The organism is Salinicola sp. DM10 (assembly GCF_017306975.2).
In the GTDB taxonomy this organism is placed as follows: domain Bacteria; phylum Pseudomonadota; class Gammaproteobacteria; order Pseudomonadales; family Halomonadaceae; genus Salinicola.
The window spans coordinates 469,521-494,985 of sequence record NZ_JAFLEN020000001.1 but is presented as its reverse complement, the minus strand read 5'-3'; the positions used below and the strand labels follow the sequence as shown (position 1 = coordinate 494,985).

The following is a 25,465-nucleotide window of genomic DNA, read 5'->3' as shown; positions in this document are numbered from 1 at the left end:
ACGTCAACTGGCGGCGTCCGGTGATTCGGCGCTGGCTCGGGCCTCGTCGTCCAGGCGGTGGCGCAGCTCGGTCCAGGCAGCGTAGGTGCTGAGGTAGACCTCGCCGCTCAGGTGGTCGAGAAAGTCGCTCTTCTTGAGCCGATCCATCACCGGACCCTTGACCTCGGCCAGGTTGAGCGCGATCTGGGAGTCGGCCAGACGCGCATTGATCGCTTCCAGGCTCTCCAGCGCCGAGGCGTCGATCATGTTGACCGCCGAGCAGATGAGCACCAGGTGGCGCATGGCCGGGCGATCGGCGATCAGCGCGTAGACGGTATCCTCGAGATAGCGCGCATTGGCGAAATAGAGACTTTCGTCGATCCGCAGCAGCGCGATCTCGGCATCGATCTCGGCCTCGTGGCGGCGCACGTTGCGAAAGTGTTCGGTGCCCGGCAACCGGCCCACCACCGCGGTGTGCGGACGGCTGGTGCGATACAGATAGAGCGCCAGCGACACGCCCACCCCTGCCATCACGCCAGCCTCGACGCCCTCCAGGAAGGTGAGCACGATGGTGATCAGCATGGCGGCGAAGTCGCTTTGTGAGTAGCGCCAGGTTCGCTTGAGCCCGGGCAGGTCGACCAGGGTCATCGCTGAGACGATGATGCTGGCGGCCAGGGTGGCGATCGGCAGATAGGCGATCAGCGGCGTCAGGCACAGGATCACCAGGCCCACGCCGAGCGCCGCCAGCGCGCCGGCGGCGGGGGTCCGCGCACCGGCATCGAAGTTGATCACGGTCCGCGACAAGCTGCCGGTGACCGGCATGCCCGAGGTGAAGGCGGCGGCGAGGTTGGCGCTGCCCAGGCCGATCAGCTCCTGATCGGGCGAGATGCGCTCGCGCCGCCGCGCGGCCAGCATCTGCGCCAGCGATACCGACTCGATGAAGCCCACCACGCTGATCAGAAAGGCCGGCAGCAACAGTTCGCGCCACACTGACGGGTCGCGCGAGGGCAGGCTGAGCGGCGGCAGGTGGGCGGGAATCTCGCCGACCACGGCCACGCCCAGGGCGGGCAGGTCGAGCGTCCACGAGAGTAGCGTGGTGATGGTCACCGCCATCACCGGGCCCAGGCGCACGATGAAGGTGGCGGTGCCGGCGGCAAGCCCCAGGCGGCGCAGCAACGGCGCGGCGCGGCGCATCAGTAGCAGGAAGATCAGCGCACTCAGTCCCAGGCCCAGCGTGGGCCAGTGCAACTGGTCTAGCTGGCGCAGGATGTGCAATAGCTGATCGAGCAGCGTGAAGCCTGAGCCGCCGATCCCCATGAGGCTGGCGATCTGGCTGGCGGCGATCAGCACGCCCGAGGCGGTCAGCAGGCCCGAGACCACCGGGTGACTCAGGAAGTTGGCGAAGAAACCCAGCCGCAGCAGCCCCATGAGTGCCAGAATCAGCCCCGAGAGCAGCGCCAGGGTGACCGCCCCCTGGCTGTAGGCAACGCTGCCGGGCACGAACAGCGGTGACAGCGCCGCGGCGGTCATCAGCGAGACGATCGCCATGGGGCCGACGGCGAGGGTGCGGCTGGTGCCGAACAGGGTATAGGCGATCAGCGGCAGCATACTGGCATAGAGCCCGGCGACCGCCGGCAACCCGGCGAGAATGGCATAGGCCAGCGCCTGCGGTATCACCATCAGGGTCACGATGACCGCCGCGATCAGATCCTCGCCGAGCAGATGACGATTGTAGTAGGGCAGCCAGGTGGTGATGGGAAAATAGCCGGCGATGCGCGCGCGCAGCCGAATCCGTTCGCGGGGCTCGCTAGCGAGCCATCGGCGCCATCGGCTCATCGTGTTTTCGGCCTCTGTTCATAAGCTTATCGTTGGAAGCGATAATGGTGCGCGCTCGCCGGAGTGCATGCAAGCGGTCCGCCGCTGAACGTGCTCAATTGGCCGGCATCTCGCGGGCGAGAAAATCGAGCGCCGCCGCTTCGGCATCGCCACGCAGCAGGAAGGCGGTAATATGGCCGCGCCAGCGCATCCAGTAGAGCTCGGCGTGGACGCCATGTGATTGCAGGGCGCTGAACAGCACCCGGGCGTGCTCGGGCGGCACCAGGTCGTCCCAGGTGCCATGGAACAGGAAGAAGGGCGGGGCACCAGCGTGGACATGGGTCAGCGGCGATGCGGCGGCATAGGCCTCAGGGAGTTCCTCCTTGGTGCCACCCAGCAACTGGATCAGCAATCGGCCGCTGTCCCAGAGCCGTAGATCTGCCGGGGTGCCTCCGGAGACGACCGCGGCGAAGCCGGTGTCTTGGCCACCGTAGGGGCGATCGAGCGGGCTGTCGGTGCCGGCCACCAGGGCGAGCAGGCTGACCAGGTGGGCGCCGGAGGAGTAGCCCAGGCCGGCGATGCGATCCGGGTCGATCCGCCACTCGCTGGCGTGGGCGTCGATCCAGTGACGCGCCAGCTGGAGATCGTGCAGCTGTGCCGGGAAGCGGAACTCTGGGGCGAAACGGTAGCTGACGTTGATCACCACGTAGCCGTGGCGGACGAAGCGCTTGGCGATCGGGGTCATGTCGTCTTTCGAGCGCCCCTCCCAACCACCGCCGTGAACCATCATCACTGCCGGGCGCAGCTCGGTGCCAGGGGTATCGGGTAGATAGACATCCGCCATCAGCGCCTGCGGCCAGTCCGTCGGGGTGAAGCGCTGGTCATGCAGAACCTGGTAGTCGAGTCCCTTTGGGGTGCGGGTTGTCGCGGCGCCGGCATCGTCGGGCGCGTTGACATAGGTCGAGCAGCCGCCCAGCGCCAGGCTCAGCAGTAGCCAGGCACCGCTTCCCCTAAAGCTTCGCAGGGCACGCAGCGCGCGCGCCATCGATGGCGTTCTTCGTTTCACCACCCATGTCATCATGCATTTCACCACCCATCGCGCCATCACTCGCCGCTCCTTCGGCCATCAGTCGTAACCTCAGCGTAAGCGCTGAGGCGCGATTCGACGAGTTCGCAAGCTCAAGCCTGCGGGTGATGTCCCGCGCTCCAAGACGTTGTGTCGCCTCAGTTGAGCAGACCGATGACGGGAGAGGCCGACCCTGGCGTCAGGCCGAGGCGTCGACCAGGCGACCCTGGTCATCGGCGAAGGCCTGGGCGATGCGCAGCATTTCTTCCGAGGGGATCTGACGGATGACCTCACCGGTGGCTCGGTCGACGACCTGTGTGATCACTTGGCTGTCGAAGTCACTCAGCTCGAAGCGCAGGCCGTACTGATACATCACGGCGTTGAGCTCGTTGATCTGGTCGCTCAAGTAGCCCTTGCCTTTGCGTTCCTCATCGTTAGCGGCTGCACTGGCCTCCTGAGCGAAGGGCAGATTCTGCCGCGCCTGCTGCATCAGGGTATCGAGGCGCTGCTGCGGCGAGCTCCCGGTTCCCAGGTTGAGCGATAGTGTGTTGAGATCGATGGGGCTGGGCATGGCTTGTCACTCCGTTGCGATACTTGGATCAGAGGCCTCTGCTGCCAGCATTCAGCCGCTGTCAGCCATTTTCGTTGAGTGATCGCTTCAATGCCGCGGGTCGCCCAAGCGATGGTCGCCGACATTGATGCTCCCTGACAGGGTCGCGCCCTCGTCACATTGCAAGCGATGCGCCGTGAGCGTGCCTTGCACTCGTGCGCCAGAGACGATCATCGCCGTACCCCGCACACGCTGCTCACCCGATACCTGACCGGCAATGTGCAGCGTGCCAGCACTCAACTGCGGGCCGACCTCGGCCTGTGCGCCGACGACGACGTGGTGTTCATCGGCGGCCAATATGCCGTCGAGCCGGCCCTCGATATGGATCGGTTCGGCGCAGTCGATATCGCCGATCACAGTCATGCTGGACCCGATCAACGTCGCTGCTGCGTGACTCTCGAGGCTGGATGACGAGCCGGCCGGCGCTGGAGACGGGGCGGGCGAAGGGGCAGAGGGCGCTTCCACTACGGCCGGCGCTCGATCAGGCTCGGCACGCCCGCTTTCGATCTGGCGTGTTGGTCGCGATGAAGATGCTGCCGCTGACAGCACGTGCTCACGCCGCCGGCGAGCTCGACGGTAGCCATCGACCAGCAGCAGCAGACAGCAGCTCAGGCCGCCCAGTAGAAGCCACTCTCCCAAATCCATGCTGTCCTCTTCCTGTGCTCGAGACGCGCCTTTATTCGTGTTCGTTCAATAAGCCAAGAGCCGCGACCGTTCGGGCGCCCTCGTCGGCCCCCCGGCGATGGCAAAGTGCAGGGTGGGTTCCGCCCACCATCTTGATCGGAGTACTTGAACCTTGTATCGGCGCTGATAGGCAAATCTGAAGGTGTCCGCGGCGTTCCGGTGGCATGCCGAGACGTTAACCATTGCGCCTGTCGAATCATCAACGTCAGGGTAGTGGCGATCCTCGAAAGGAGTGAGTAGCGCGTCGGGCGGAGCGGGTGATTGAGGTTACCCGTAATCAAGATATCTACACGATCGCCGATGAAGTATTGATTCAGCGTTCGGGCGGCATGCGCCCGGATATCGCCAACCCCTGATCGAGAGCTGTCCGATGTTTCCGAAATCCAGCCAAGCGCTCCGCCAGACCAACTCGAGTGACGCAGCCAGCGCCCCGGTTCGTGGTAACGAGCCTACCCAAACGCTACACGGCATGTCGCGAATTGGCGCCAAGACTACGATTCGTGGCGATGTCAACGGCGACGAGGACCTGCTGATCGAAGGCCGAATCGTCGGTGATGTCAGCTTTCCTCATCATGCGGTGACGGTCGGCAGTGATGGCCAGGTAGAGGGTCGCCTGATTGCCCAAGAAATCACGGTGAAAGGGCGAGTCGAAGGGCAGTTGATCGCTGCCGAGCGGATCACGTTGAAAGCCACGGCCGAGGTGCAGGGCGAGCTCTACGCGCCCGGACTGATCCTCGAGGATGGCGCTGCCTTCCACGGCAACATCGATATGAACGCCGAGCACGCCGTGCTGCGCGAGGCGTTTGGCGCCGAGCACCGCGACAGCTCGGTGAAGCCGGCGCCGGAGAGCCGCGCAGAGGCTGAAGAGAGAGAAGAGATACAAGAAACAGGCGGCGCCAACGCTGGCCGAGCGGCCGAATAAAGATAGAGCGCGTGTCTGGGGCTCCCTGGTGCGCTTGTCACTCATCGGTCGCTTGCTTTTGATGCCCGCGCGTCGGCCGTTGATCGCTGGTCATCGATAAGCGACGAACTAGAGAGCGTATAGGCACTTATTCACCGCAACGTTCGTCGCCGATGCGGGCATGCTGGCAGTCGGTGGAGAATTCTCGACGGGTGCGGCATGAAAATAGTGGTCACGGGCGGCGCGGGTTTCATCGGCAGGGCTTTGGTTCGGCACCTGCTGGCGGCTACCGAGCATAGCGTCGTCAACATCGACAAGCTCGGCTATGCCTCGTGCCCGGACAGTAGTCTCGCTGGTGAGCACGTTGGCCGTTACTGGATGGAGCCGATCGATATCAACGATCGCGCGGCTCTGGAGCAGGTCTTCGGGCGCCATTCGCCTGATGCTGTCATGCATCTGGCTGCGGAGACGCATGTCGACCGCTCCATCGACGATCCACTCTCGTTCGTGCATCACAATGTCCTTGGCACGGCCACGCTTCTGGAGGTGACGCGAAGCCATTGGCGTGGGCTCTCCCCTGCACGACGTAAGGCGTTCCGCTTTCACCACGTCTCCACCGATGAGGTGTTCGGTGATCTCGGCGCAGACCGCACGACGCGCTTCGACGAAAGCTCTCCCTATGCCCCCAGTTCACCCTATTCGGCCAGCAAGGCGGGAGCCGACCATTTGGTCAAGGCCTGGTATCGAACGTATGGGCTGCCTGTCATCGTCTCCAACTGCTCCAATAACTACGGCCCGTTCCAGTATCCAGAGAAATTGATACCGTTGATGATCCTTTCGGGACTGCGTGGCGCCGACATGCCTGTCTACGGCGACGGCCAGCAGATACGTGACTGGCTTTACGTCGATGACCATGCCCAAGCGCTCGTCGAGATCGTCACGCGGGGTCGAGTTGGTGAGACCTACAATGTCGGTGGCAATAACGAACGCACCAATCTCGCCGTGGTGCAGTCGATCTGTGAACTACTCGACGAATGGCGTCCGCTGGGTGGCGTGGGTGCCTCCTATACACGCCAGATTCGATTCGTCAAAGATCGGCCGGGTCATGATCGGCGTTATGCCATAGATTCCAGCAAACTCGAGCGAGAGTTGGGTTGGCACGCCCGAGAACGATTCGAGAGTGGATTGCGCGCAACGGTCGCCTGGTATCTGGCACATCCGAACTGGTGGAGTCGGCAGGGCGTTGATGGGCTGGACTTGTCCCGACTGGGGACGCCGGCATGACGCGCTACAAGGGTATCGTGCTGGCTGGCGGTGCCGGTAGCCGTCTGCACCCGATCACCATGGGTGTCTCCAAGCAGCTACTACCGATCTACGACAAGCCGATGATCTACTATCCGCTGTCGGTGCTCATGCTGGCGGGGATTCGCGATATCCTGATCATCACCACGCCAGAAGATCGAGACAACTTCCAACGTTTGCTGGGCGACGGTGTGCGCTTTGGCATCGATTTGCAATACGCTGTGCAAGCTCGGCCCGAGGGGTTGGCACAGGCGTTTCTCATCGGGGAGTCCTTCATCGGCCAGGACAATGTCTGCCTGGTGCTTGGCGATAACATCTTTTACGGACAGGCGTTCAGCCCCAAATTAAAACGAGTCATGGAATGCGGCTCCGGCGCCACGGTGTTCGGATATCAGGTCAAGGATCCAGAGCGTTTCGGGGTGGTCGAGTTTGATGCGGAACGCCGTGTATTGTCGCTCGAAGAAAAGCCTAGCGAGCCTCGCTCCCATTATGCCGTCACCGGACTTTATTTCTACGACAACGACGTCATCGATATCGCCAAGCTACTGAAGCCTTCGACTCGAGGCGAGTTGGAAATCACCGACGTCAATCGCGCTTATCTCGAGCGAGGTGACTTGCACGTTCAACTATTGGGGCGTGGCTTCGCCTGGCTCGACACTGGTACCCACGAAAGCCTGTTAGAAGCCTCGCAGTTCGTCGAGACGATCGAGAAACGCCAAGGTTACAAGATTGCTTGCCTGGAAGAGATCGCCTGGCGGCAAGGCTGGCTGAGTGATAGCGAGCTGGCCGCGGCCGCCAAAGTCTTCGCCAAGAATGGTTACGGACGTTATCTGCTCGAGTTTCTCGAAGAGTAGCCATAGCCGAGATCAACAGGGGCCAGTCAGCTCACGATATTCGCGTGGCTGGCGGGTGTCTGAGAAAAGGTAATTCATGAACGACAAGCCCATCTATGTCACCGAGCCCTACCTGCCACCGCTTGACGAGTTCATCCCCTATCTCGAGCAGATATGGGCGAGCAAGAAGCTGACCAACAACGGGCCGATGCACCAGCAGCTCGAAGCAGCGCTCCGTGATTACCTGGGCGTGCCGGAGATCGCGCTCTTCAACAACGGCACCATTGCGCTGCTTACCGCGCTGCAGGCGCTCAGAATCGGCGGCGAAGTGATCACTACGCCGTTTTCGTTCGTGGCTACCGGACATTCTCTGCTCTGGAACGGCATCACGCCGGTCTTCGTCGATATCGATCCGCAGACGTTCAATCTCGACCCCGAGAAGATCGAGGCGGCCATCACGCCGCGAACGACCGCGATCATGCCCGTGCACTGTTACGGCAACCCCTGCGATGTCGCAGCGATCCAGGAGATTGCCGATACCTACAACCTAAAGGTGATCTACGACGCCGCGCATGCCTTCGGTGTCGAGGACGAAGGCGGCAGCATTCTGCGTCATGGTGATCTGAGCGCGATCAGCTTCCACGCCACCAAGGTCTTCAACACTTTCGAGGGCGGCGCCATAGTCTGTCCTGATGCCAAGACCAAGCGCCATATCGATAACCTCAAGAATTTCGGCATCGTCAACGAGACGACGGTGGTGGCATCGGGTATCAATGGCAAGATGAGCGAGATCAACGCCGCTTTTGGTTTGCTGCAGCTAAAGCATATCGATGGTGCGATACGCCGTCGCGCGGCAGTAGATCGCTTGTATAGACATTGCTTGAAAGATATCGGCGGTATCTATCTACCGGACTTTCATCGGCAGGCCGTCTCCAACTATGCCTATTTTCCTGTGCGAGTCGGTCGTGGCTACGGATTGAGTAGGGATGAACTGTACGAGCGCTTGCGAGCGCAGGATATCTACGCGCGGCGCTACTTTTATCCGCTCATTAGCGACCACTCGGTGTATCGCGGGGGAGAAAGCCTGACACCGTCATCCTTGAGTCACGCAAGCCGTGCTGCGGATGAAGTGATTTGCTTGCCAATGTCGGCTTCTCTTTCTGAAGAACAGGTCGAATTCATCTGCCAGATTGTCAAAGCTTCTCGGAATGAGGTGTCGTATGGATAAGTTTGTAATCGGCATTTGTTCAATTGGTAGTGGTGTCGGGCAGTCGGTGATTGACTCATGCAAGCTATTCAAGCCTGGTGCCGTTCAAACGGTTGGCTTGGGAAACACTCCCTCGGCGTTCGGCGCGACAGAGTGCGATCGCAGCCGGCTGATCCCGGGTTACCACGATGACGGCTATATAGAGAGACTGATCGAGGTCGCGGCAGAAGAAAATATCACGCTACTCATCCCTGGGCACGACGATGAGGCGTACGTGCTGGCAAAAAATAGAGAGAAACTTGGGGGGCACGGTATTGGCGTGCTGGCTGCGCCGGAAGCACTCATTGCGATGTGCAGAGATAAATATAGCTATACGGCGGCGTTTCAAGAAGCTGCGCCGTTTTTTGTGCGGAGCTATACGTATCAACAGTTGCTCGACGCTGGAGAGGATGTTTTTCCACTCATCAGGAAGCCGCGATCAGGGTATGCATCTAAAAGTATTAGTGTCATTGCGGATCGGCGGGATTTGACTGCGATCGATGATGATGGAAATCACATCTATCAAGAAATCGCCATGCCTGCTAGTGACGACGAACTCGCCGTTGAGTACAGAAGCAGTTTGCTACGTGGAGAGAATCGGCAGGTCAGTGAGATCTCCTTACAGTTGATTTTCGATCAAAGTTCAACATTGCAGGTCTGCTGTGCCACGACCAACCGTCTAGCCAATGGCGTGCCGATCGAGATATTTCCACTCGACCCGACACCACTCAACCCCTTTATCGAGGCCTTTTGTCGATCGATGCGCCGATGGGGCGCTTTTGGCCCCATCAATGTACAAGGGCGCATGACGGACGCAGGTTTTAAAGTCTTCGAAATCAATCCGCGTTTTACCGGCATCACTGGGCTCAGAGCCAAGCTCGGTTTCAACGAGGTCGAATATGTGGTCATGGGGCTGTTGATGAAGCAGCCTTGTCTGCGACCCCATCTATCGTCGAAGCATGCTGGTGTCAGGCAGGTCGCGAGTAAAAAGATCGATCTGCCCCCATCGCTTCGGCCAGTCTCTGACTCGGGGCGTTGCGGTGGGGTATCGGTGGCGAAGAGGGTGTTGCTCTCGGGTAGTACCGGATTGCTCGGGGGACTCTTGTTGGATCGGCTGCTCTCTGAAAACGACCTTGAAGTCTATACCGTCGATCGACACCGCAACGAAAGGCAGGGTATCAGGCAGGCTTATTGCTTCGAAGAGCTGCTCTCCGGAGTGGCAGATTTGCGCGGTATCGATGTAGTGCTCCATGGTGCCTTTGCCAGACCTCATCACGGGTCTGATGATCATTTTGCCGCCACTCAGACGAGTATGAAATTCTTGCAGGCCTGCTTGCGTGTGGCGCCTGCGAAGATCATCTTCGTCTCTTCTCAAAGTGTCTACGGGAATTCAAAAGACGTGTTGTCTGAGGCGTCTTTGCTACGACCGGAAAGCTCTTACGCTCAAGCCAAAGTACTCGTGGAAGATCACATAAAATCGCTTTCACAGATGACCCGGGAAACACGATTCACGATCATGCGACTCTCTTCCGTCATGGGGCCACTGGATGCGCTAGTTGAACAGGAAGCTTACTCATCCATGATGTCGATATTGGCGGATGGCGGTGAAGTGCCGGCAAGGCACCTCTCGCGTCGGATCAGTAAGATCGACTATAGAGACGCTGTCGATGCGCTGCTTCATTTTACAATGCGAGAGTCACAGCATGGCTTCTTCGACATAATCAATATAGGCCCCGGCAGCACACCTTCTCTGGAAGAGGTTCTCGATGCTGCGGTAGAGAGGTTGGGGGCGAGTTATCGAGTCATGGCGGCGAATGCTGAGGAGGTGCCTGATGACCTGGTTATCTCCAGCGCTAAAGCCCATCAAGAGTATGGTTGGTATCCACGTCACGATATGCAAAGCACCATTGACAGTTTCAGGAAATAGCTCATGCCGAAGAAGGCTTTTGTTTTTTGTAGCGACCTGAGGAACTACCAGGTCTTCGGGACTTTTCTGGAGATGCTGCATAGACTCCGCGAGCAAGGTGGCTTTCAGATTATCCCGTGGGTAACTGTGGGGGAGCGGGATGCTGAACGGCTTAATGCTGTTCGGTCAATCGCCTCCCAAATTCTTGGAGATCATCAGGGATATTATCAAACTACAAGTACACCTAACGCGTCTTCCATAGAGAAGCCGGTTCTGGTCGACGATATACTGCGCTCGGTGACTGATGTCGAAGAGTTGAGAGCTGTCACCTATCGTGGTCTCAATATTGGTTTGGCCATTGTTTCTAACCTTATCTCGCGCTATCGTTGTGTCTCGCTAGATATCGATAGCTGCTGGTCAGAAGTCAAGTCTTATCTTTTTCAGGCAATACTCTTTGTGGAGCATTTTGAGGCCAGTGTACAGTCGATTGGCCTGGAGCCTGACGACTCTGTTTATATCTATAATGGTCGCTCATATAATACTTACCCGCAAACACTGATACTGGAGCGAATCGGGCAGCAGGTTGTCTACTATGAAAGAATGAATGCCGGGACAATGCTCAGGGTCCAGTCTTGTCGCATACATGATTTCGGGGCCATGTCTGCTGTAGTCAAGACTTTTTGGGAGGCATCCAGTGACCCACTGAAGGTGGAGAAGGCGGAGGCTTTTTTCGAAGAGCAAAGAACCAATTCATTTTCCGAGAAGTTTGCCGAGACACCGGCCAGACGACGTGAGTACGTTGTCTATTTCGCTTCTAGCGAAGATGAATATGCCTCTCTAGACCCCAGGATCAAGCTGTCCACTATCTTTGCGACCCAGCGCGAGGCCGTCGCTTGGTTGATAAACTGGGCTGCCAATCAGTCTCGCTATCAATTGATCATTCGCAATCATCCCAACCAAGCGGGCATCTGTCGTCGCGACTTCGACTACTGGCATGGTCTAGCGGGGGACAATGTGGATGTCATTCAGAGCGATTCCGCCGTCAGCTCTTACGATCTCATGCAGGACGCTGCCAAGGTTCTTTGCTTCTTCTCGACGGCGGGTGTCGAGGCGGCCTATATGGGGGTGCCGAGCATCATGCTGGGTACTGCCATCTACAGCGGCCTGGATGCCGTTTACGAGCCCAGTACCCTTGAAGAGCTGACATTCATGCTCGATACCGACATCGAACCGAAGCCCGCTGCCAATGCGCTACCCTATGGCTATTTCACGAGTTGTTACGGTTGGCCAATGAGGTTCTTCGAGAGTCTTGGATTCTCTCGTTTCGGCGACTATCAGCGACTCTTCGCTATTTGAGCCTTTGGGTCTAGGGATTGTGTCAAGCTACCGATTTCTGATTAGAGAGGTTGAGTTCGTTGAGTGTGAGTGTATAGCGGGTCTTGATCCCGCCGGGCAATTTCATGCCCGGCCGGGTTACTTTTGATAAAGGGTTTTGGATTAACGGGGATCATTGAGGTATTCGGCAAGCCTTTTCTCGAGCTCCTCGATGGCGAGGCCTGGCCTGACGCTGAAGAGTCCCGCGGTATCGACCCGGCGTAGCGGCTGCAGATAGTCGAGCACGATGTGATAGTGGGGGCGATTCCAGAAGTCGTGGATGAAAATCCGGGGCTTGCTGATATCGTCGGCCGTGTTCATGATGTGAATCACGGTCGCCACGACGCAAGCAACTCGGAATCTGCCATCGATCAGTGTCAAATCGAATGTCGCAGCAAAATTGAGGATGTGGCGACTGTAGTTGCCATAGTTTTCGATTGCCGCATTCGAGGTGGGGAAACCCCAAGCGCCAGTTGGGCCGATATCGATGTAGGTCAAACGGCACTTCTCGCCGAGTTTGGCTTTCAGGGCATCTATCCACTTACCGTCACTCTCGACACCTTCCACTACCAAGCCGTTCTCGATAGCCCAGACGGTAGAGCCGCCCGAACCAAATTCGAAGTAGCTGTGCGCGGACCTCAGCGCATCGCGGAAGAGTGCCTTCTCTGCGCCGCTCATAAAGGGGGCGTCGGGCAGCTTCAGGGCCTGCTGTCTGTTTTCCAGGCCGCCCGTGCCGGTCAATTGGCTGTCGAACCGCTCAAGATAATCGGCATAAGCATCGATGGCGTTAGCGAAGGTTTCCTTCTCGCTGGGCAGCTGGGTCATGACTTTATCACGCGCGGCAAAGCCCAGTGACTCGCTATGCCTTGGGTCTTTCGAGTAGATAGCTCCCTGTGAGGTGCGCTCGAAGAACAGAATATCCTGGCCCTGATTGAAAAACTGATCGGCGCGTTGCGTTAGATTGGAAAGAATCGCGCAGCCTGAAATAGCCGCATGCCGTATGCGCTCGTGCAGCCAATCGTGATAAGTCGGTGAGACGTTGAGCACATAGCGAGCCTGTGTATACAGAGCCTGAAGCTCATCGAAGGTTTTCTCGCCGATGAACTGCCAGTGGCGAATGGCGTCGATACCGACGAATCTGCCTAGTACTTGCCGAGCGACCTCTGGCGCTAGCACGACAATATTGGCCGATGATGGCATCTGCGCCAGCACTTCGATGGCCTTGAGCCTGGCGCGACCACGGCTCACATCGTCGATCAGGCTGAGCAGGCCCAACAGGCGCTCGTCCTCTTCCGACCAGGGGTAGTAGACTTGCCATTCGTATCCGAAAATACGCTGGTAAGCGTCCCGAAAGACCGAGAGTAGCGGGCGTGAAAAATCGGTGAACTGCTCGAGCACCTCATTCACGAGCTTGACATAGTCATCGCCATAATCCGTGGCTTTATCCAACAGGTCGTTATATAGAACATCAGCACGCGGTGCGTAGCTGAGATTCATCGGTACCAGAATATCGATATCCCGTTCGCGGTGTGGTCTGTCGCCGCCTTCCCACGCCTCGGGGGACGACTCCGTTGTCGGGCTGAATATGAACGAGATATCGGGTCTGACGAAAGCAAGCTCACTACTCAGCGAGGCGCGCGCGACAAATAGTCCGCTCGGCGAGGCGTGGCGCATCCTATCGAGCATGAAATCGGCATAAGGATGGTCATTGACCGCGCCGATGATGGGGTGTCCATAACTGTGAAAGACATTGCTGCTGCCATAGCCGCTGATATTGAGCGAGAAGTCGAAGTAGCGATTGCCCCCCAGCAAGACATGGTCTGCAGACGTGGCCAGATTGAGTATGGTCTTGGGACCGATGTTATCGGCATTTACCCACTCCACGGGACATCCGGCACCCTGCAGCGTGCGGAACATCCCGTGCATGCCGCGCTTGATGATGCCGTGATTGGCTTGGTTGCCGGTGTCGATCAGACATAGCTTGCGATGCCCAAGGGCGCTGCGTAAGTGTTCCAGGGGGCGGCGCTGAACGTCGTCTGGCGCCATATCAATTGTCTGTCGCGGGGTGGGTTCGCCCTGAGTCGCGTGTGACTCGGCCTGTAGCGCGTCACTCTCCGAAGACAAGAACCTGTCGAGATAGCGACGGGCCAGCGCTGCATCCAGGTGATGCAGCAAGCTGCCGCTCGCATCCTTGAATCCATAGATGACGTGCAGCAGGAAAGCCAGCTTGATCCGCTGGCTATCGCTCAGACTGGCCATGCGCGTCTGGTCGGGTAGCAGTAGCGCCTGGGCGGACCACAGCTCGGAGGCGGCCACGTCGGCATGGATCTCATCCATGGGCAGAGCGCTGCGATGTTGCTGATCGTGCAGGTGATAGAGGCGGAAGCCGTGCTCCTTGGCCCAGCGCTGAATTTCGCCGAGGTCGGGCTGGCGCTCGTGGGTCGGCTGGAAGGTGATCTTGACCTGAATCAGCAGTGCCGCGGCCAGCGACCGACTGCCATGGCTCAGAATGTCGGCAGCATCACTGGTATCGTCCAGCACCAGCCAGTCCAGAGCCGGCAAGCCCTCGATGCTGTCCAGAGCCAGGGTGTCGAAAGCGCTGGGCTCGGTCGCTACCTGCCCCTGTCGCTGCTCGCGCGGCAATGGGCTCGGCGCATTGGGGCTTGGCGTGAACAGGGTGGCCGGTGAGCCCGTGCCCAGGCCATGGCCGGCATAGTAATGCACGCGCTCGGCACGGCTCATGGGGTGATGAGCCGCATCCGCTGACGGGTCGAACACGATCAATTCGAGGCGTTCGTCTCGCAGCAGTTTCTCGACGTTCTCATCGTTCAGTAGCTGGCCACCGTTGTCGATGGCGATGAGCGGCTCCTCGAGCGGCCAGCCGAAGCCATCATCCGTCTCGAGTATGGGCGGACGGGGCACTTCCACCGGCTCGTCGCGATCCTCGAAATAAGCGCGTCCATGGCCATCGAAGGTGAGGGCGGCCGGCTCTGCGCTTTCGCAATAGCGCTGCCAGACGGCTCTCAGTGCCTTGCGCAGATGGCGGCCGAACTTGGGCGCGTCGCAGATCGGAGAGTGTTCGAGATAAGTTCTCAGCGCCGCGCGGATCACCGCCAGGCTCGGCAGATCGGACGCGAGTTCGACCACTCGCTCGCGGAAAGCTTCCCAGCTATCCGTGACCAGCTCTGGCATACCGGTATTCGACAGGTGCGTGGCGCTGTGCCGTCCGGCGAAGGTCGGCCCGGCATGCGTGACCACGGGAACGCCCATCAGCAGCGCTTCGCAGGTCGTCAGACCGCCGGAGTAGGGCCAGGTATCCAGGGCGATGTCGACACGATTGTAACTCTTGAGCAGCGTTTCATGGTCCGAGGGCCCCTCGAGCAGGACGCGCTCGGATTCGATGCCGTGATGCTCGAGGGTGGACAGAATGCGTTGGCACACGTCGGGACTGGTGTACTGACCGCCTTTCAGGAACAGGCGGCTGCCGGGCACCTGGTGCATCAGCTTGGCCCACTCGGCCAGCATGACATCGTTGACCTTGGCAGGGTTGTTGAAGCAACCGAAAGTCACGTAACCGTTGCTGATGGCCGGCAGCGACGTGATCGCGGGGGTATAGGCGGGCGGCGTATAGCAGATATAGTCATTGGGCAGCCGGATCAGCTTTTCGGTATAGAGATGATCCACCCCGGGCGGGGTTTCATACGGGTCGCTCAAGAAATAGTCGAACGCCGCCATGCCCATGCTGCTGATCTGCATGCCGACCCATTTGATGATGATCGGTGCCGGCTTCATGTCGACGACCGGGAGTCGGCTCTGGGCGCCGTGACCCGCCAGATCGATCAGGATATCGATATCGTCGGCGACGATTCTATCGGCGAGCTGCTGATGACTCAGATGATAGCTAGGTACCCAATGGCAGCGCCGTTTGATTTTTTCGGCAATCGGATCGTGGGCATCGTTGTCAGTGTAGGCGTAGAGCTCGATATCGCTGGCAAGGTTCTCCAGAGCACTGCTCACCATCCAGCCGACCGGATGAACCCTGAGGTTGCTCGAGAGAAGTCCGACCTTGAGCGGACGATCGGCGGTGCGGTCCTTGGCATCATGCGATAACAGCCGCGGCGGCGTGAAGTGATCCTTCCACGCCTTGGATTTGGCCAGGATGCCCTCGGCGGAGGCCGTCGGGTTGTAGTGATCGTTCAGCAGCCCGTTGGAGTAAGCGGTGTAGTACTGCGGGCTCAGCCGCAGTGCCTGAGCGTAGTAACGCTCCGCCGCCGCGAAGTCGGTCATATCCTTGTGGTAGTTGCCGAGCGTGTTGAGCACCGAGGGATCTTCCGGCTTGAGCGTGTGTAGGCGCTCTAACGCTTCTAGGCCCTTCTGGAACTCGAAATGCAGTGAAAACAGGATGCTGCGCATGGCCAGAACTTCCGCTTCCGGATGTCCTGCCTTCTCGGCTTGTGCCAGATGCTTTTCCGCGCGGGGATAGGCGCCGATCTCATAGCACATGTTGGCCATGTTGAAGTGCGCCTGCGCGCTGTCACCGTCGATCTCCAGGCTGCGGGTCTGTAGATCGAAGGCGCGCTCCTTCTGACCCTGCTTGAAGTACGCTTTAGCCAGCGCCGTCAATACCAGTGGGTCCGCCGGGGTCAGCGTCCTGGCCTGCTCCAGCGACGATAGCGCGCCGGCAGCGTCGCCAGTCTGCAACTGGCTATTGCCCAATGCCTTCCAGGAGAAGGCATCCTGCGGGTAGCGCTGTGCCAATGACTCGGCTTCCTGCCTGGCTTGCTGATGGTCACCTTGCCGATAGAGGTCCATGAAGCGCTTTTGTAGTGGGGCGGGGACGTTTTGGCTATGGTTCATGAGCAGCAGTGTTCCGACAGAAGGTGAGGAGTCTTTCAAGCTTCCCATGTCTTGAGAAGGGCGAAGCGGCGAATAGTTGCCCTTGGCGGCGCCATTCTCGGTCGCGGACTCTGGTGTAGCGGATAGACAACGAAAAAGGCCGGCAAGATGCCGGCCTTCCATCACTCCCTGAGGAGGGATTAACGCAGCAGCGAGAGGACCGTCTGCGGGGTCTGGTTCGCCTGGGACAGGACCGAGGTGCCAGCCTGCTGCAGGATCTGCGCGCGGGTCATGTTCGACACTTCGGTGGCGTAGTCGGCATCTTCGATGCGCGAACGGGCTGCCGACAGGTTGGTCGAGGTGGTGGTGATGTTGTCGATCGCGGTTTCGAAACGGTTCTGGACCGCACCCAGGTTGCTGCGCTCGGTGTCGACGTTGTTGAGCTTGTTGTCGAGAATCTTGAGCGCGTCGGTGGCGAGCACGTCGAAGCCGCTGGTGCTGACCGAACGGGTGCCGCCGTTGGCAGCCGACGCACCGGCAGCCGCAGTGGCCGAGTACATGTTCCAGCCGCTGCTAGCGTTGGTCGAGGTGCCGGAAGCGCTGGCGCCGCCGATGGTGATGCTGATGGTTTCGCCATCGTTGGCACCGACCTGGATGCTGAACGAAGAGCTGCTGGCGCTGGTCTTGAAGACGTTGGTGCCGTTGAACGTGGTCTGTTCGGTGACGCGGTTGATCTCTTCCAGACGCTGGTTGACTTCCTTCTGGATGGAGTCGATGTCGTCGGCGCTGTTGGTACCGTTCTGAGCCTGAACGGTCAGTTCACGGATACGCTGCAGGTTGTCGTTGACCTGGTCAAGGGCGCCTTCGGCAGTCTGCGACAGCGAGATGCCGTCATTGGCGTTACGGCTAGCCTGGTTCAGACCGGTGATCTGGCTGCTCATGCGGTTGGCGATGGCCTGACCGGCGGCGTCGTCCTTGGCACTGTTGATACGCAGGCCGGAGGAGAGACGCTCCATGGCGGTCGAGAGCTGGCTCTGCGACTTGTTCAGGTTGTTCTGACCGATCAGTGCGGTGATGTTGGTATTGATAACTGCCATTGTCGTATTCCTTTCTCATAGTGAGAGGGCGATTTGGGCCTGATCCGCAGAACGTCGAATGGCTGTCGGATCCTGCTGCAACGGCCCCTTGGCCGTTGTCCCATTTATCGGCGCTACCCCGGGGAGCTTTAGAGAAAGATTTGCGGTTTTTGTGAAAAAATGTGTCGAGGCCTACGTGGTGCGGGGTGATGCGGTTCCATTCAGGGTCTCGTGTGAGTCTCCTGCGAAAACAGTCGCTTGCCAGCAATGCTGCGAGACAGGCTCCACCACCGACATCCTTGTTGCGGAGTATTCCGCTGTAAGGGAGGGGGTGTTTCGCTGAAGTGGTAGGGGGTGTTTCGCTAGAGAAATAGAAGGGGCAATAGGGGATAGAGACAGGAATTCGAGTGCCACTAGTGAACAGCAAGTTTGCCAATGTGCGTGATTCAGATCAGCTCAAAAGACGAAAGTCATATGAACTGGGCACCCAGACAGCGTCTCCAAGATTGCCGTCAAAAGGAATATGGCATACGGCAATGGATCAGGCGCGGGAACTGATACCACTGAAGTTCTTGGGCTTGGCCTGGCCGTTGCGGCCATAGACGCTGCCACCCACGGCGCGCTCAAGAAAATCGATCGCGCGCTGGTTATGTTCCATGCGCTGGGAGATGACAAAGCCATTGAGACGGTTCATCTGCTTCAAGCGATCCGCCTGCTGGCGAATCTGCCCCCAGAGCTGATCAGCGTCGTGAATATCGGCTAGCTGCTCGGCACCGCGGGCGCCATCGCCGAGGCCTTGAGCTTGTTGCGCATCGCGTCGCAGATGCTCGAGGCGCTCCAGTTCGGCAAGTTGAGCTTGCTTGTGGGTAGCGAGTGTGTTGAGAACCTCGCCGTCAGCGCGACCCTCCTTGAGGCACTCCCGTTCTGCCGTCAGCGTCTCCAGAAGCTGTTCGAGCTGATGCAGCTGTTCGGTGAGCAGATCTTTGACGTTCATCTAAGGCTCTCGAAAGGGGTATGCCAAATAGGGCGGCTGACTGTTCAGCCGCGCTCGTCGAGCATGTCACGCACGCTCTGGATCAGACCATCGGCGATCTTGCTGGTATCGAGCTGCAGCGAGCCATCGGCGATTGCCTGGCGGATCTCGTCGACCCGGGCTGTGTCGATATCACCGCTGGTGTTCTGGGTGTCGATCTGGCTCAGCGTGGTCTTGGAACCCGCCGGCGCTGCAGCGCTCTCGGCACTCTTGGCGTTGCGCTTCGGGTCGAGGGCGTCGCTCTGCGTCAGGCGCGTCAGCGAGTTTGTCTGGTCGATCTTCATGTCGTCACCTCTGGGCGATGCCCACGGTCATGTGCTGCCGATAGGGTAGGGCCTTGGCCCGCTTGCAAGGATTATCGGCAGCCATGGCCGAAACTGAAAGCCGGCCACGCAGAGTTTTGTCAAAAAAGTTTGCAATTGCGTATGCGAGTTGTGTCGCTCCAGCCATCGTGCCGCGCTAGAAGTTGACGCGCAGTTGATCGGGACCGATGACCTGGCCCTGCAGGATCTGGTTGCCTTCGGTCTTGAGCCGGATGGTGTTGCCCATGCCGCCATTCTCCAGCGCTTCGACGCTGCGGCTGACGCGGAACCCCGGCCCCTGGGCAACCAGCGCCACGGTGTCGCCACGCTTGACCAGCCAGGGCTGCCTTACCATGGCGTTGGTGAGAGTCGCCCCGGCAGGGATGCGCCGCGTGGCTACGCATCCGGTCGCATCGGACATGGCGCTGAGATAACCGCGCTGCAGGCGTGTGACATCCGAGGATTGCCATTGCAGTGCCGTGGCGTCGATGGGGTCCCCGGGTTCGAGCGTACGTGCTGCCACCAGGTGCCTGATGCTAGCCGATACCGTCGCCTGAACGTAACGAGCACGCCCTTCCCCCTGACAGTTGACCCCGACCGTGACGCGGCCCTGAGGCGTTCCCGGTCGCGGCAGAAACGGCTCCGGTGCCGCGCAGGGGCCGAGGCGGGCGGTGTTGTCATGAATTTCGATGCTGACCTGATCACCGAGCGAGCGCGTCTGCGTGAGTAGAAAACGCTTGACGCTGGCAGCCAGCGGGTCGGTGTCCTGCGCCTGCGCCTGCGCCTGCGCGATAGAAGGTAGTGGCAAAAGAGCAAGGCCAAAGAGTGTCAGTAGCAGCATGCCAGCCCCGGTCAGCAGCAGGCGACGCAGGCGGGGGCGGCGCGCGAGCCAAGCATCTTTTGGGCCTTCCGATCTAGTCGCTGTCATGGGGTGGATCCCGCTGCAGGCTTGGTGTCGGCATTCTGAAAGAACTCGGCCACGAGGTGCGCCTGTCGCACTCGGTCCGTGCGGTTCTTTCCATCATGGAGAGCGATTGTAAAGCGAGGGTGGTGGCGTCATCGCAGGAAATGACGCGCAATTGACGGTCTGTTTACGAGTTTACCATGCGTAACTCACCGCTATTCTCCACCCTGTCCAAGAAAGCAGGCGGCGACGAGCCCTCATGAGCTCATCTACCGTCCGGCCATATCAGGAGGTCATCGGCATGTTCGACAAGTTGGAGAGTGCGCTGCGTTATCAGCAGGAGGCACTTAACCTGCGCGCCGAGCGCCAGAAGGTATTGGCCAACAACATAGCCAATGCCGATACGCCCAACTTCAAGGCGCGCGACTTCGACTTTCGTGCCGAGCTCGATCGGGTCATGCAGCAGGGGCGTTCGGCAGGCGAGGGCGGTCTCTCGTTGAACCGCACGTCCAGCCGGCATATCGCCGCCGAGGGGCCGCGCTTCTCGGGTGTCGACGACCTCCTTTATCGCGTGCCGGACCAGCCTAGCCTCGACGGCAACACCGTCGACATGAACCGCGAGCGTGCCGCTTTCGCCGATAATTCGGTCCGCTACCAGGCGGACGTCACCTTCGTCAGCCGTCGGATCCAGGGGCTGAAGAAAGCGATGCAACCGGAGTAAACCGATGTCGATGTTCAGTGTTTTCGAAATTTCAGGCTCGGCGCTGACGGCTAACTCCCAGCGCATGAACGTGACCGCCAGTAACCTGGCCAATGCAGACAGCGTAGCCGGGCCCGACGGCAAGCCTTATCACGCGCGTCAGGTCATGTTTCAGGCGCTGGGGCAGGACGGCCGCGGCCCGGGTGGGGTGCGCGTCGACCGCGTGGTGGAAGATACCACCACACCTTTGCGCCAGGAGTACCGCCCCGGGCATCCGTTGGCAGATGCGCAGGGCTACGTGTCGCTACCCAACGTCGACCCCGTCAACGAGATGGTAGACATGATCTCGGCGTCGCGCTCCTACCAGGCCAACGTCGAGGTGATGAATACCGCCAAGACGTTGATGACCAAGACTCTCACCATCGGCGAAGGCTGAGCCTAAGGCGCAGCCCCAGGCTGCCGCGGCTCCCATCGTGGGGCGGGCGCCAAGGAGAAACGGTATGTCCAGTCCAGTCATCGGCGGCAGCACGCTCGCCAACATCAACGGTACCGCGTCCACGAGTAAGACGGCCGATGCCAATTCGGGCAGCGAGCTCAACGATCGCTTCATGACGCTTCTGGTCACGCAGTTGAAGAATCAGGATCCGACCAATCCGATGGACAACTCGCAAATGACTGCGCAGTTGGCCCAGATCAATACGGTCAGCGGCATCAACAAGCTCAACGACAGCCTCCAGGCGATCACCGAGCAGATCGATGCCGGCAAAGCGCTCCAGGCGACCGCGCTGATCGGCAAGGGTGTCATGGTGCCCGGGGATCGGATTCTGGTGGGCAATGCCGATGCCAACAGCGGTGCCGTGGCCACGACGCCGATCGGGGTCGATCTGGATCAGGCCGTCGGTGATCTGCAGGTCTCCATCAAAGGCGCCAACGGTCAGGTGGTGCGTTCGTTCTCGACCGGCGCGCTGAATGCCGGCGTGCATAGCTTCACCTGGGACGGCAAGCTCGAGGATGGCTCTACGGCCGCCAGCGACAGCACCTATACGGTGGAGATGAAAGTGTTGGATGGCGACAGCAGCACATCGCCCAAGGTTCTCAACTACGCCCTCGTCAACGGTGTGATGCAGGGTGACGACGGCGTGAAGCTGGACCTCGGTTTCAACCGCAGTCCGGTGACGCTGGGCGAAGTTCGTCAGATTCTCTGACCAGCGACGCCAGCACGCTTTTCTCGATACGCACCTCGATCGCCATCCCGGCGATCGGCCCGCAACGCTAACGCAGGGATTCGAACATGGGCTTTTCACAAGCGCTCAGCGGCATGAACGCAGCGTCGCAGCAGCTCGACGCCATCGGCAACAACATCGCCAACTCCCAGACCAAGGGCTTCAAGAGCTCCACGGTCCAGTTCGCCGATGTCTACGCCAGCAGCAGAATCGGGCTGGGCACCAGCGTCGCCGGCGTGCTGCAGGACTTCGGTAACGGCACGCTGGAGACCACCAACCGCAACCTCGACCTGGGGATCAGCGGCGACGGCTTCTTCCGCTTCCAGCAGGGCAATCAGGTCGGCTACTCGCGCAACGGCCAGTTGACGATGACCACCGAAGGCTATCTGGCCAACGCCCAAGGCGGCACGCTGATGGGCTATAACGTGCGCAACTTCAACGACCCCAACGTTGCTGCAACGCTGCCGACCGGCGGCCAGCCGGAAGTGATCCAGATCCCCAGCGGTTCGATCACCGCTAAGGCGACCGCCAATGCCTCCGCGACGATCGATCTCGATGCCAGTGGTGACACCATCGCTGCCAACTTCGATGCCAACAATCCGGACACCTACAACTACAGCACCTCGACCACGGTCTATGACTCGCTGGGCGTGTCGCACAACCTGCAGCTCTACTTCACCAAGACTGGCGAAAATCAGTGGCGTGTCGATTCGCGGGTGGCGCTGGATGATGGCACTGTCGCCAACGCCGGCGGTGGCAACCTCGACTTCGATGCCAATGGCCGCCTGACCAACGATCCCTCGACGTTGGCGATCAACTTCGATCCCAATAACGGCGCCAATGCCGTGGATTTCGATTTCGATTTCGCCGGTTCTACCCAGACCGAGCAGTCCTACGCGATCAACTCGCCCAATCAGGATGGCTATGCCGCAGGCCAGTTGGTCGGGGTCAGCATCGATAAGGATGGCACCATTCGTGGCAGCTACTCCAACGACCAAAGCGTCGCTCTGGGCCGTGTGGTGCTATCCGACTTCGCCAACGTCGAGGGCCTTCAGCCGATCGGCGATAACCTGTGGCAGGAGACCACCGCTTCCGGCCAGGCCGTGGTGGGTGTGGCTGGCAGCGGGTCCTTCGGTGCTCTGCAGTCGGGCACGCTGGAAGCCTCCAACGTCGATCTGAGCCAGGAGCTGGTCAATCTGATCATTGCCCAGCGCAACTTCCAGGCCAACTCCAACACCATCAAGACGCAGGACCAGGTGCTGCAGACCGTCGTCAACCTGCGTTGATGTCAGCACCCAGCCGGCTGATCGCTGCATGCGTGAGCATGCAGTGACGCCGGCCCTGTCGAGGGCCTCAAGATGGACCGAATTCTCTACACTGCCGGCGGCGGTGCCAGCCAGACCATGGCGCAACAGGCGGTGGTCAACAACAACTTGGCCAACGTGTCGACCCCGGGCTTCCGCGGTGAGCTGATGGCGATGCGCGCCGTCCCGATCGAAGGGGAGGCGCGTCTACCCACACGCGTCGCGTCGATGATGACCACGCCAGGGTCCGACTTCACCCAGGGCAACATCAGCACCACCGGGCGCAGCCTGGACGTGGCGCTGCAAGGTGATGCCTGGCTGGCGGTGCAGCCGCCCGGCGGCGGTGAAGCCTATACCCGACGCGGCGACCTGCAGGTCGATGCCACTGGGCTATTGACCTCGCTCGGCAACCCGGTGATGGGCGATAACGGTCAGGCCATCGTGATCCCGGTCGGCGCGGATGTCACCATCGGCGCGGACGGCTCGATCAGCGTGCTCGAGCCGGGCCAGAATCCTGACTCCATCGCCCCGCTGGCCAAGCTCAAATTGGTGGCACCCGGCAATGAGAATCTGGTTCGTGGCGAAGATGGGCTGTTTCGTATGACTCCTCCACCGGGGCAGCAGAACGCCAACCCGGTGCCAGCGGACGATACCCTCAGGCTGATCCCTGGCGCACTCGAGGGCAGCAACGTAACGCCCACCGATGCGATGATTTCGATGATCGACTCCTCCCGCCGCTACGACATGCACATGAAGATGATCGAGAGCGCGGACGAAAACGAGCAGCGTGCCAATAGCCTGCTGTCGCTGACCTGAGCCCGCTTGGCGCCGAGCTCACGACTATGAGAATGCCATCATGATCAAATCACTCTGGACCGCCAAGACCGGGCTGGAAGCGCAGCAGGTCAAGCTGGACGTCATCTCCAACAACTTGGCCAACGTCTCGACCAATGGTTTCAAGCGTTCGCGCGCCGTGTTCGAGGATCTGCTCTATCAGAACGTGCGCCAGCCCGGTGCTCAGTCGTCGGTCGTCGACACGCTGCCCTCTGGCATGCAGGTGGGTACCGGTGTGCGTCCGGTGGCCACCGAGCGTCTGCACACTCAGGGTGGGCTGCAGAATACCGAGAACTCGCGCGATCTGGCGATCAACGGTAAAGGGTTCTTCGCCGTGCAGATGCCTGACGGCACCACTGGCTATACGCGCGATGGCAGCTTTCAGGTCGACCAGAACGGCCAGTTGGTGACCGCCGGCGGCTATCCGGTGGATCCACCGATCACCATCCCGCAGAACGCGCTGTCGATCACCGTGGCCCAGGATGGCACGGTTTCGGTCACTCAGCCGGGGACCTCGCAGAGCAACCAGGTGGGGCAGATCATGGTCTCTACCTTCATCAACCCGACCGGTCTGCAGAGCATTGGCCAGAACCTCTATCTCGAAACCGATGCGTCCGGTCCTAGCACCAGCCTGACCCCGGGTCTGCAAGGCGCTGGCACGGTCTATCAGGGCTACGTGGAGACTTCCAATGTCAACGTGGTCGAGGAGATGGTCAGCATGATCGAGACCCAGCGCGCCTATGAGATCAATAGCAAGGCCGTCGAGACCTCCGATCAGATGCTCGCGCGTCTGAGCCAGCTGTAACCGAGGCCAAGCATTCATGGGATCTTTGCTGTTGCGCACCTGGCGGCTGCTGACCAAGGGCGGCTTTCGCAGCCACCGTATCGTGCTGCTCTGCCTGCTCGTGGGCCTGAGCGGCTGTGCTCAGATACCGCGCCACTCGGTGGTCGAGAATTCGTCGCCGGTCGAGATCCCCTCGACGCCGCCTTCTCAGGCCAACGGGTCGATCTATCAGGCGCGCTTCGGCTTCCAGCCGCTGTTCGAGGATCGGCGCCCGCGCCAGGTCGGCGATATCATCACCATCGTGCTCGACGAGCAGGTGAGCGCGAGCAAGAGCTCTGCAGCGCAGGCATCGCGCGACGGCACCATCGGCTTGACCGTCAACCAAGTACCGAGCCCGCTCAGCGTGCTCGAGGACTACGGCACCGATGTCGAGGGCAGTAATGTCTTCAACGGATCGGGGGGCGCCAACGCCAACAATACCTTTACCGGCACCATCACGGTGACGGTCTACGATCTGCTCGCCAACGGCAACCTCAAGGTGCGGGGCGAGAAGCAGATCGCGATCAATCAGGGCACCGAGTACATCCGCTTCTCCGGGGTGGTCAACCCGCGCTCGATCAGCGGCTCCAACACCGTGCAGTCGACTCAGGTCGCCGATGCCCGTATCGAGTATGTCGGCGACGGCTACATCAACGAGGCGCAGACCATGGGCTGGTTGCAGCGTTTCTTCCTCAACATCGCGCCGTTCTGATG

At 60.1% G+C, this 25,465-nt stretch carries 22 protein-coding genes; 13 read left to right on the top strand and 9 right to left on the bottom strand.

The window, feature by feature from the left end; translation table 11 throughout:
- Window positions 1–3: 3 nt before the first annotated feature.
- The 4 genes from J0A90_RS02300 to J0A90_RS18650 form a co-directional block, all read right to left on the bottom strand.
- Window positions 4–1,815, bottom strand: a complete 1,812-nt coding sequence (locus J0A90_RS02300; protein WP_207035847.1) for a SulP family inorganic anion transporter — start codon at window positions 1,813–1,815, stop codon at window positions 4–6.
- A gap of 94 nt (window positions 1,816–1,909) precedes the next feature.
- Window positions 1,910–2,839, bottom strand: a complete 930-nt coding sequence (locus tag J0A90_RS02295) for an alpha/beta hydrolase (RefSeq protein ID WP_207035845.1) — start codon at window positions 2,837–2,839, stop codon at window positions 1,910–1,912.
- 220 nt (window positions 2,840–3,059) lie between these two features.
- Window positions 3,060–3,431, bottom strand: coding sequence for a flagellar protein FlaG (locus J0A90_RS02290; protein WP_207035843.1), 372 nt, complete (start codon window positions 3,429–3,431; stop codon window positions 3,060–3,062).
- A gap of 87 nt (window positions 3,432–3,518) precedes the next feature.
- Complete coding sequence (locus J0A90_RS18650) at window positions 3,519–4,115, bottom strand: polymer-forming cytoskeletal protein (RefSeq protein ID WP_255701965.1); 597 nt, start codon at window positions 4,113–4,115, stop codon at window positions 3,519–3,521.
- 409 nt (window positions 4,116–4,524) lie between these two features.
- Here J0A90_RS18650 and J0A90_RS02280 point away from each other — a divergent pair, with 409 nt between their 5' ends.
- The 6 genes from J0A90_RS02280 to J0A90_RS02255 all read left to right on the top strand — a co-directional run bounded on the left by J0A90_RS02280 (window position 4,525) and on the right by J0A90_RS02255 (window position 11,698).
- A complete protein-coding gene (locus J0A90_RS02280; protein ID WP_207035840.1) occupies window positions 4,525–5,076 on the top strand; it encodes a polymer-forming cytoskeletal protein in 552 nt (183 codons plus the stop codon).
- A 198-nt stretch (window positions 5,077–5,274) separates the two neighbouring features.
- The gene (rfbB, locus tag J0A90_RS02275; RefSeq protein ID WP_207035838.1) at window positions 5,275–6,339 is read left to right on the top strand and encodes a dTDP-glucose 4,6-dehydratase; all 1,065 of its coding nucleotides are present in this window, start codon (window positions 5,275–5,277) and stop codon (window positions 6,337–6,339) included.
- On the top strand, window positions 6,336–7,211 hold the full coding sequence (rfbA, locus tag J0A90_RS02270) for a glucose-1-phosphate thymidylyltransferase RfbA (protein WP_207035836.1): 876 nt from the start codon (window positions 6,336–6,338) through the stop codon (window positions 7,209–7,211). Before rfbB ends, rfbA begins: the two co-directional genes overlap by 4 nt.
- 76 nt (window positions 7,212–7,287) lie before the next feature.
- Complete coding sequence (locus J0A90_RS02265; protein WP_207035834.1) at window positions 7,288–8,418, top strand: DegT/DnrJ/EryC1/StrS aminotransferase family protein; 1,131 nt, start codon at window positions 7,288–7,290, stop codon at window positions 8,416–8,418.
- Entirely contained in the window at window positions 8,411–10,363 is a 1,953-nt protein-coding gene (locus J0A90_RS02260) for an NAD-dependent epimerase/dehydratase family protein (protein ID WP_207035832.1), read from the top strand. Before J0A90_RS02265 ends, J0A90_RS02260 begins: the two co-directional genes overlap by 8 nt.
- 3 nt (window positions 10,364–10,366) lie before the next feature.
- Window positions 10,367–11,698 carry a hypothetical protein gene (locus J0A90_RS02255; protein WP_207035830.1) on the top strand — a complete coding sequence of 444 codons (1,332 nt, stop codon included), beginning with the start codon at window positions 10,367–10,369 and terminating at the stop codon, window positions 11,696–11,698.
- Between the two features lie 141 nt (window positions 11,699–11,839).
- Here the strand turns inward: J0A90_RS02255 and J0A90_RS02250 are convergent, their stop codons facing one another.
- The 5 genes from J0A90_RS02250 to flgA all read right to left on the bottom strand — a co-directional run bounded on the left by J0A90_RS02250 (window position 11,840) and on the right by flgA (window position 19,804).
- Entirely contained in the window at window positions 11,840–16,612 is a 4,773-nt protein-coding gene (locus tag J0A90_RS02250) for a tetratricopeptide repeat protein (protein ID WP_233076427.1), read from the bottom strand.
- A gap of 140 nt (window positions 16,613–16,752) precedes the next feature.
- A complete protein-coding gene (locus tag J0A90_RS02245; protein WP_207035826.1) occupies window positions 16,753–17,649 on the bottom strand; it encodes a flagellin in 897 nt (298 codons plus the stop codon).
- A gap of 520 nt (window positions 17,650–18,169) precedes the next feature.
- Window positions 18,170–18,622 carry a flagella synthesis protein FlgN gene (locus tag J0A90_RS02240; protein ID WP_207035824.1) on the bottom strand — a complete coding sequence of 151 codons (453 nt, stop codon included), beginning with the start codon at window positions 18,620–18,622 and terminating at the stop codon, window positions 18,170–18,172.
- Window positions 18,623–18,666: 44 nt separating this feature from the next.
- Window positions 18,667–18,945: a flagellar biosynthesis anti-sigma factor FlgM gene (flgM, locus tag J0A90_RS02235; protein ID WP_207035822.1), complete on the bottom strand. Its 279-nt coding sequence runs from the start codon at window positions 18,943–18,945 to the stop codon at window positions 18,667–18,669.
- 175 nt (window positions 18,946–19,120) lie between these two features.
- Window positions 19,121–19,804, bottom strand: a complete 684-nt coding sequence (flgA, locus tag J0A90_RS02230) for a flagellar basal body P-ring formation chaperone FlgA (RefSeq protein ID WP_207035820.1) — start codon at window positions 19,802–19,804, stop codon at window positions 19,121–19,123.
- Window positions 19,805–20,168: 364 nt separating this feature from the next.
- On the opposite strand from flgA, the gene flgB reads away from it, so the two are divergent.
- From flgB to J0A90_RS02195, 7 genes are all read left to right on the top strand, one after another.
- Window positions 20,169–20,588 (top strand): flagellar basal body rod protein FlgB, encoded by a 420-nt coding sequence (gene flgB, locus J0A90_RS02225; protein WP_207035818.1) that lies wholly within the window; start codon window positions 20,169–20,171, stop codon window positions 20,586–20,588.
- Between the two features lie 4 nt (window positions 20,589–20,592).
- Complete coding sequence (gene flgC, locus J0A90_RS02220) at window positions 20,593–21,003, top strand: flagellar basal body rod protein FlgC (protein ID WP_207035816.1); 411 nt, start codon at window positions 20,593–20,595, stop codon at window positions 21,001–21,003.
- A 64-nt stretch (window positions 21,004–21,067) separates the two neighbouring features.
- Window positions 21,068–21,772 carry a flagellar hook assembly protein FlgD gene (locus tag J0A90_RS02215; RefSeq protein ID WP_207035814.1) on the top strand — a complete coding sequence of 235 codons (705 nt, stop codon included), beginning with the start codon at window positions 21,068–21,070 and terminating at the stop codon, window positions 21,770–21,772.
- Window positions 21,773–21,858: 86 nt separating this feature from the next.
- On the top strand, window positions 21,859–23,076 hold the full coding sequence (flgE, locus tag J0A90_RS02210; RefSeq protein ID WP_207035813.1) for a flagellar hook protein FlgE: 1,218 nt from the start codon (window positions 21,859–21,861) through the stop codon (window positions 23,074–23,076).
- 72 nt (window positions 23,077–23,148) lie between these two features.
- Window positions 23,149–23,910, top strand: a complete 762-nt coding sequence (locus tag J0A90_RS02205) for a flagellar basal body rod protein FlgF (RefSeq protein ID WP_207035811.1) — start codon at window positions 23,149–23,151, stop codon at window positions 23,908–23,910.
- 40 nt (window positions 23,911–23,950) lie between these two features.
- Window positions 23,951–24,733 carry a flagellar basal-body rod protein FlgG gene (gene flgG, locus J0A90_RS02200; RefSeq protein WP_035473254.1) on the top strand — a complete coding sequence of 261 codons (783 nt, stop codon included), beginning with the start codon at window positions 23,951–23,953 and terminating at the stop codon, window positions 24,731–24,733.
- A 16-nt stretch (window positions 24,734–24,749) separates the two neighbouring features.
- Window positions 24,750–25,463 carry a flagellar basal body L-ring protein FlgH gene (locus tag J0A90_RS02195; protein ID WP_051895933.1) on the top strand — a complete coding sequence of 238 codons (714 nt, stop codon included), beginning with the start codon at window positions 24,750–24,752 and terminating at the stop codon, window positions 25,461–25,463.
- Window positions 25,464–25,465: the final 2 nt, after the last annotated feature.

Bases quoted from the DNA above. Each gene is read 5' to 3' on its own strand.
- J0A90_RS02300 (WP_207035847.1), bottom strand. From the start codon at position 1,815: ATGAGCCGATGGCGCCGATGGCTCGCTAGCGAGCCCCGCGAACGGATT.
- J0A90_RS02295 (WP_207035845.1), bottom strand. From the start codon at position 2,839: ATGGCGCGCGCGCTGCGTGCCCTGCGAAGCTTTAGGGGAAGCGGTGCC.
- J0A90_RS02290 (WP_207035843.1), bottom strand. From the start codon at position 3,431: ATGCCCAGCCCCATCGATCTCAACACACTATCGCTCAACCTGGGAACC.
- J0A90_RS18650 (WP_255701965.1), bottom strand. From the start codon at position 4,115: ATGGATTTGGGAGAGTGGCTTCTACTGGGCGGCCTGAGCTGCTGTCTG.
- J0A90_RS02280 (WP_207035840.1), top strand. From the start codon at position 4,525: ATGTTTCCGAAATCCAGCCAAGCGCTCCGCCAGACCAACTCGAGTGAC.
- rfbB (WP_207035838.1), top strand. From the start codon at position 5,275: ATGAAAATAGTGGTCACGGGCGGCGCGGGTTTCATCGGCAGGGCTTTG.
- rfbA (WP_207035836.1), top strand. From the start codon at position 6,336: ATGACGCGCTACAAGGGTATCGTGCTGGCTGGCGGTGCCGGTAGCCGT.
- J0A90_RS02265 (WP_207035834.1), top strand. From the start codon at position 7,288: ATGAACGACAAGCCCATCTATGTCACCGAGCCCTACCTGCCACCGCTT.
- J0A90_RS02260 (WP_207035832.1), top strand. From the start codon at position 8,411: ATGGATAAGTTTGTAATCGGCATTTGTTCAATTGGTAGTGGTGTCGGG.
- J0A90_RS02255 (WP_207035830.1), top strand. From the start codon at position 10,367: ATGCCGAAGAAGGCTTTTGTTTTTTGTAGCGACCTGAGGAACTACCAG.
- J0A90_RS02245 (WP_207035826.1), bottom strand. From the start codon at position 17,649: ATGGCAGTTATCAATACCAACATCACCGCACTGATCGGTCAGAACAAC.
- J0A90_RS02240 (WP_207035824.1), bottom strand. From the start codon at position 18,622: ATGAACGTCAAAGATCTGCTCACCGAACAGCTGCATCAGCTCGAACAG.
- flgM (WP_207035822.1), bottom strand. From the start codon at position 18,945: ATGAAGATCGACCAGACAAACTCGCTGACGCGCCTGACGCAGAGCGAC.
- flgA (WP_207035820.1), bottom strand. From the start codon at position 19,804: ATGCTGCTACTGACACTCTTTGGCCTTGCTCTTTTGCCACTACCTTCT.
- flgB (WP_207035818.1), top strand. From the start codon at position 20,169: ATGTTCGACAAGTTGGAGAGTGCGCTGCGTTATCAGCAGGAGGCACTT.
- flgC (WP_207035816.1), top strand. From the start codon at position 20,593: ATGTCGATGTTCAGTGTTTTCGAAATTTCAGGCTCGGCGCTGACGGCT.
- J0A90_RS02215 (WP_207035814.1), top strand. From the start codon at position 21,068: ATGTCCAGTCCAGTCATCGGCGGCAGCACGCTCGCCAACATCAACGGT.
- flgE (WP_207035813.1), top strand. From the start codon at position 21,859: ATGGGCTTTTCACAAGCGCTCAGCGGCATGAACGCAGCGTCGCAGCAG.
- J0A90_RS02205 (WP_207035811.1), top strand. From the start codon at position 23,149: ATGGACCGAATTCTCTACACTGCCGGCGGCGGTGCCAGCCAGACCATG.
- flgG (WP_035473254.1), top strand. From the start codon at position 23,951: ATGATCAAATCACTCTGGACCGCCAAGACCGGGCTGGAAGCGCAGCAG.
- J0A90_RS02195 (WP_051895933.1), top strand. From the start codon at position 24,750: ATGGGATCTTTGCTGTTGCGCACCTGGCGGCTGCTGACCAAGGGCGGC.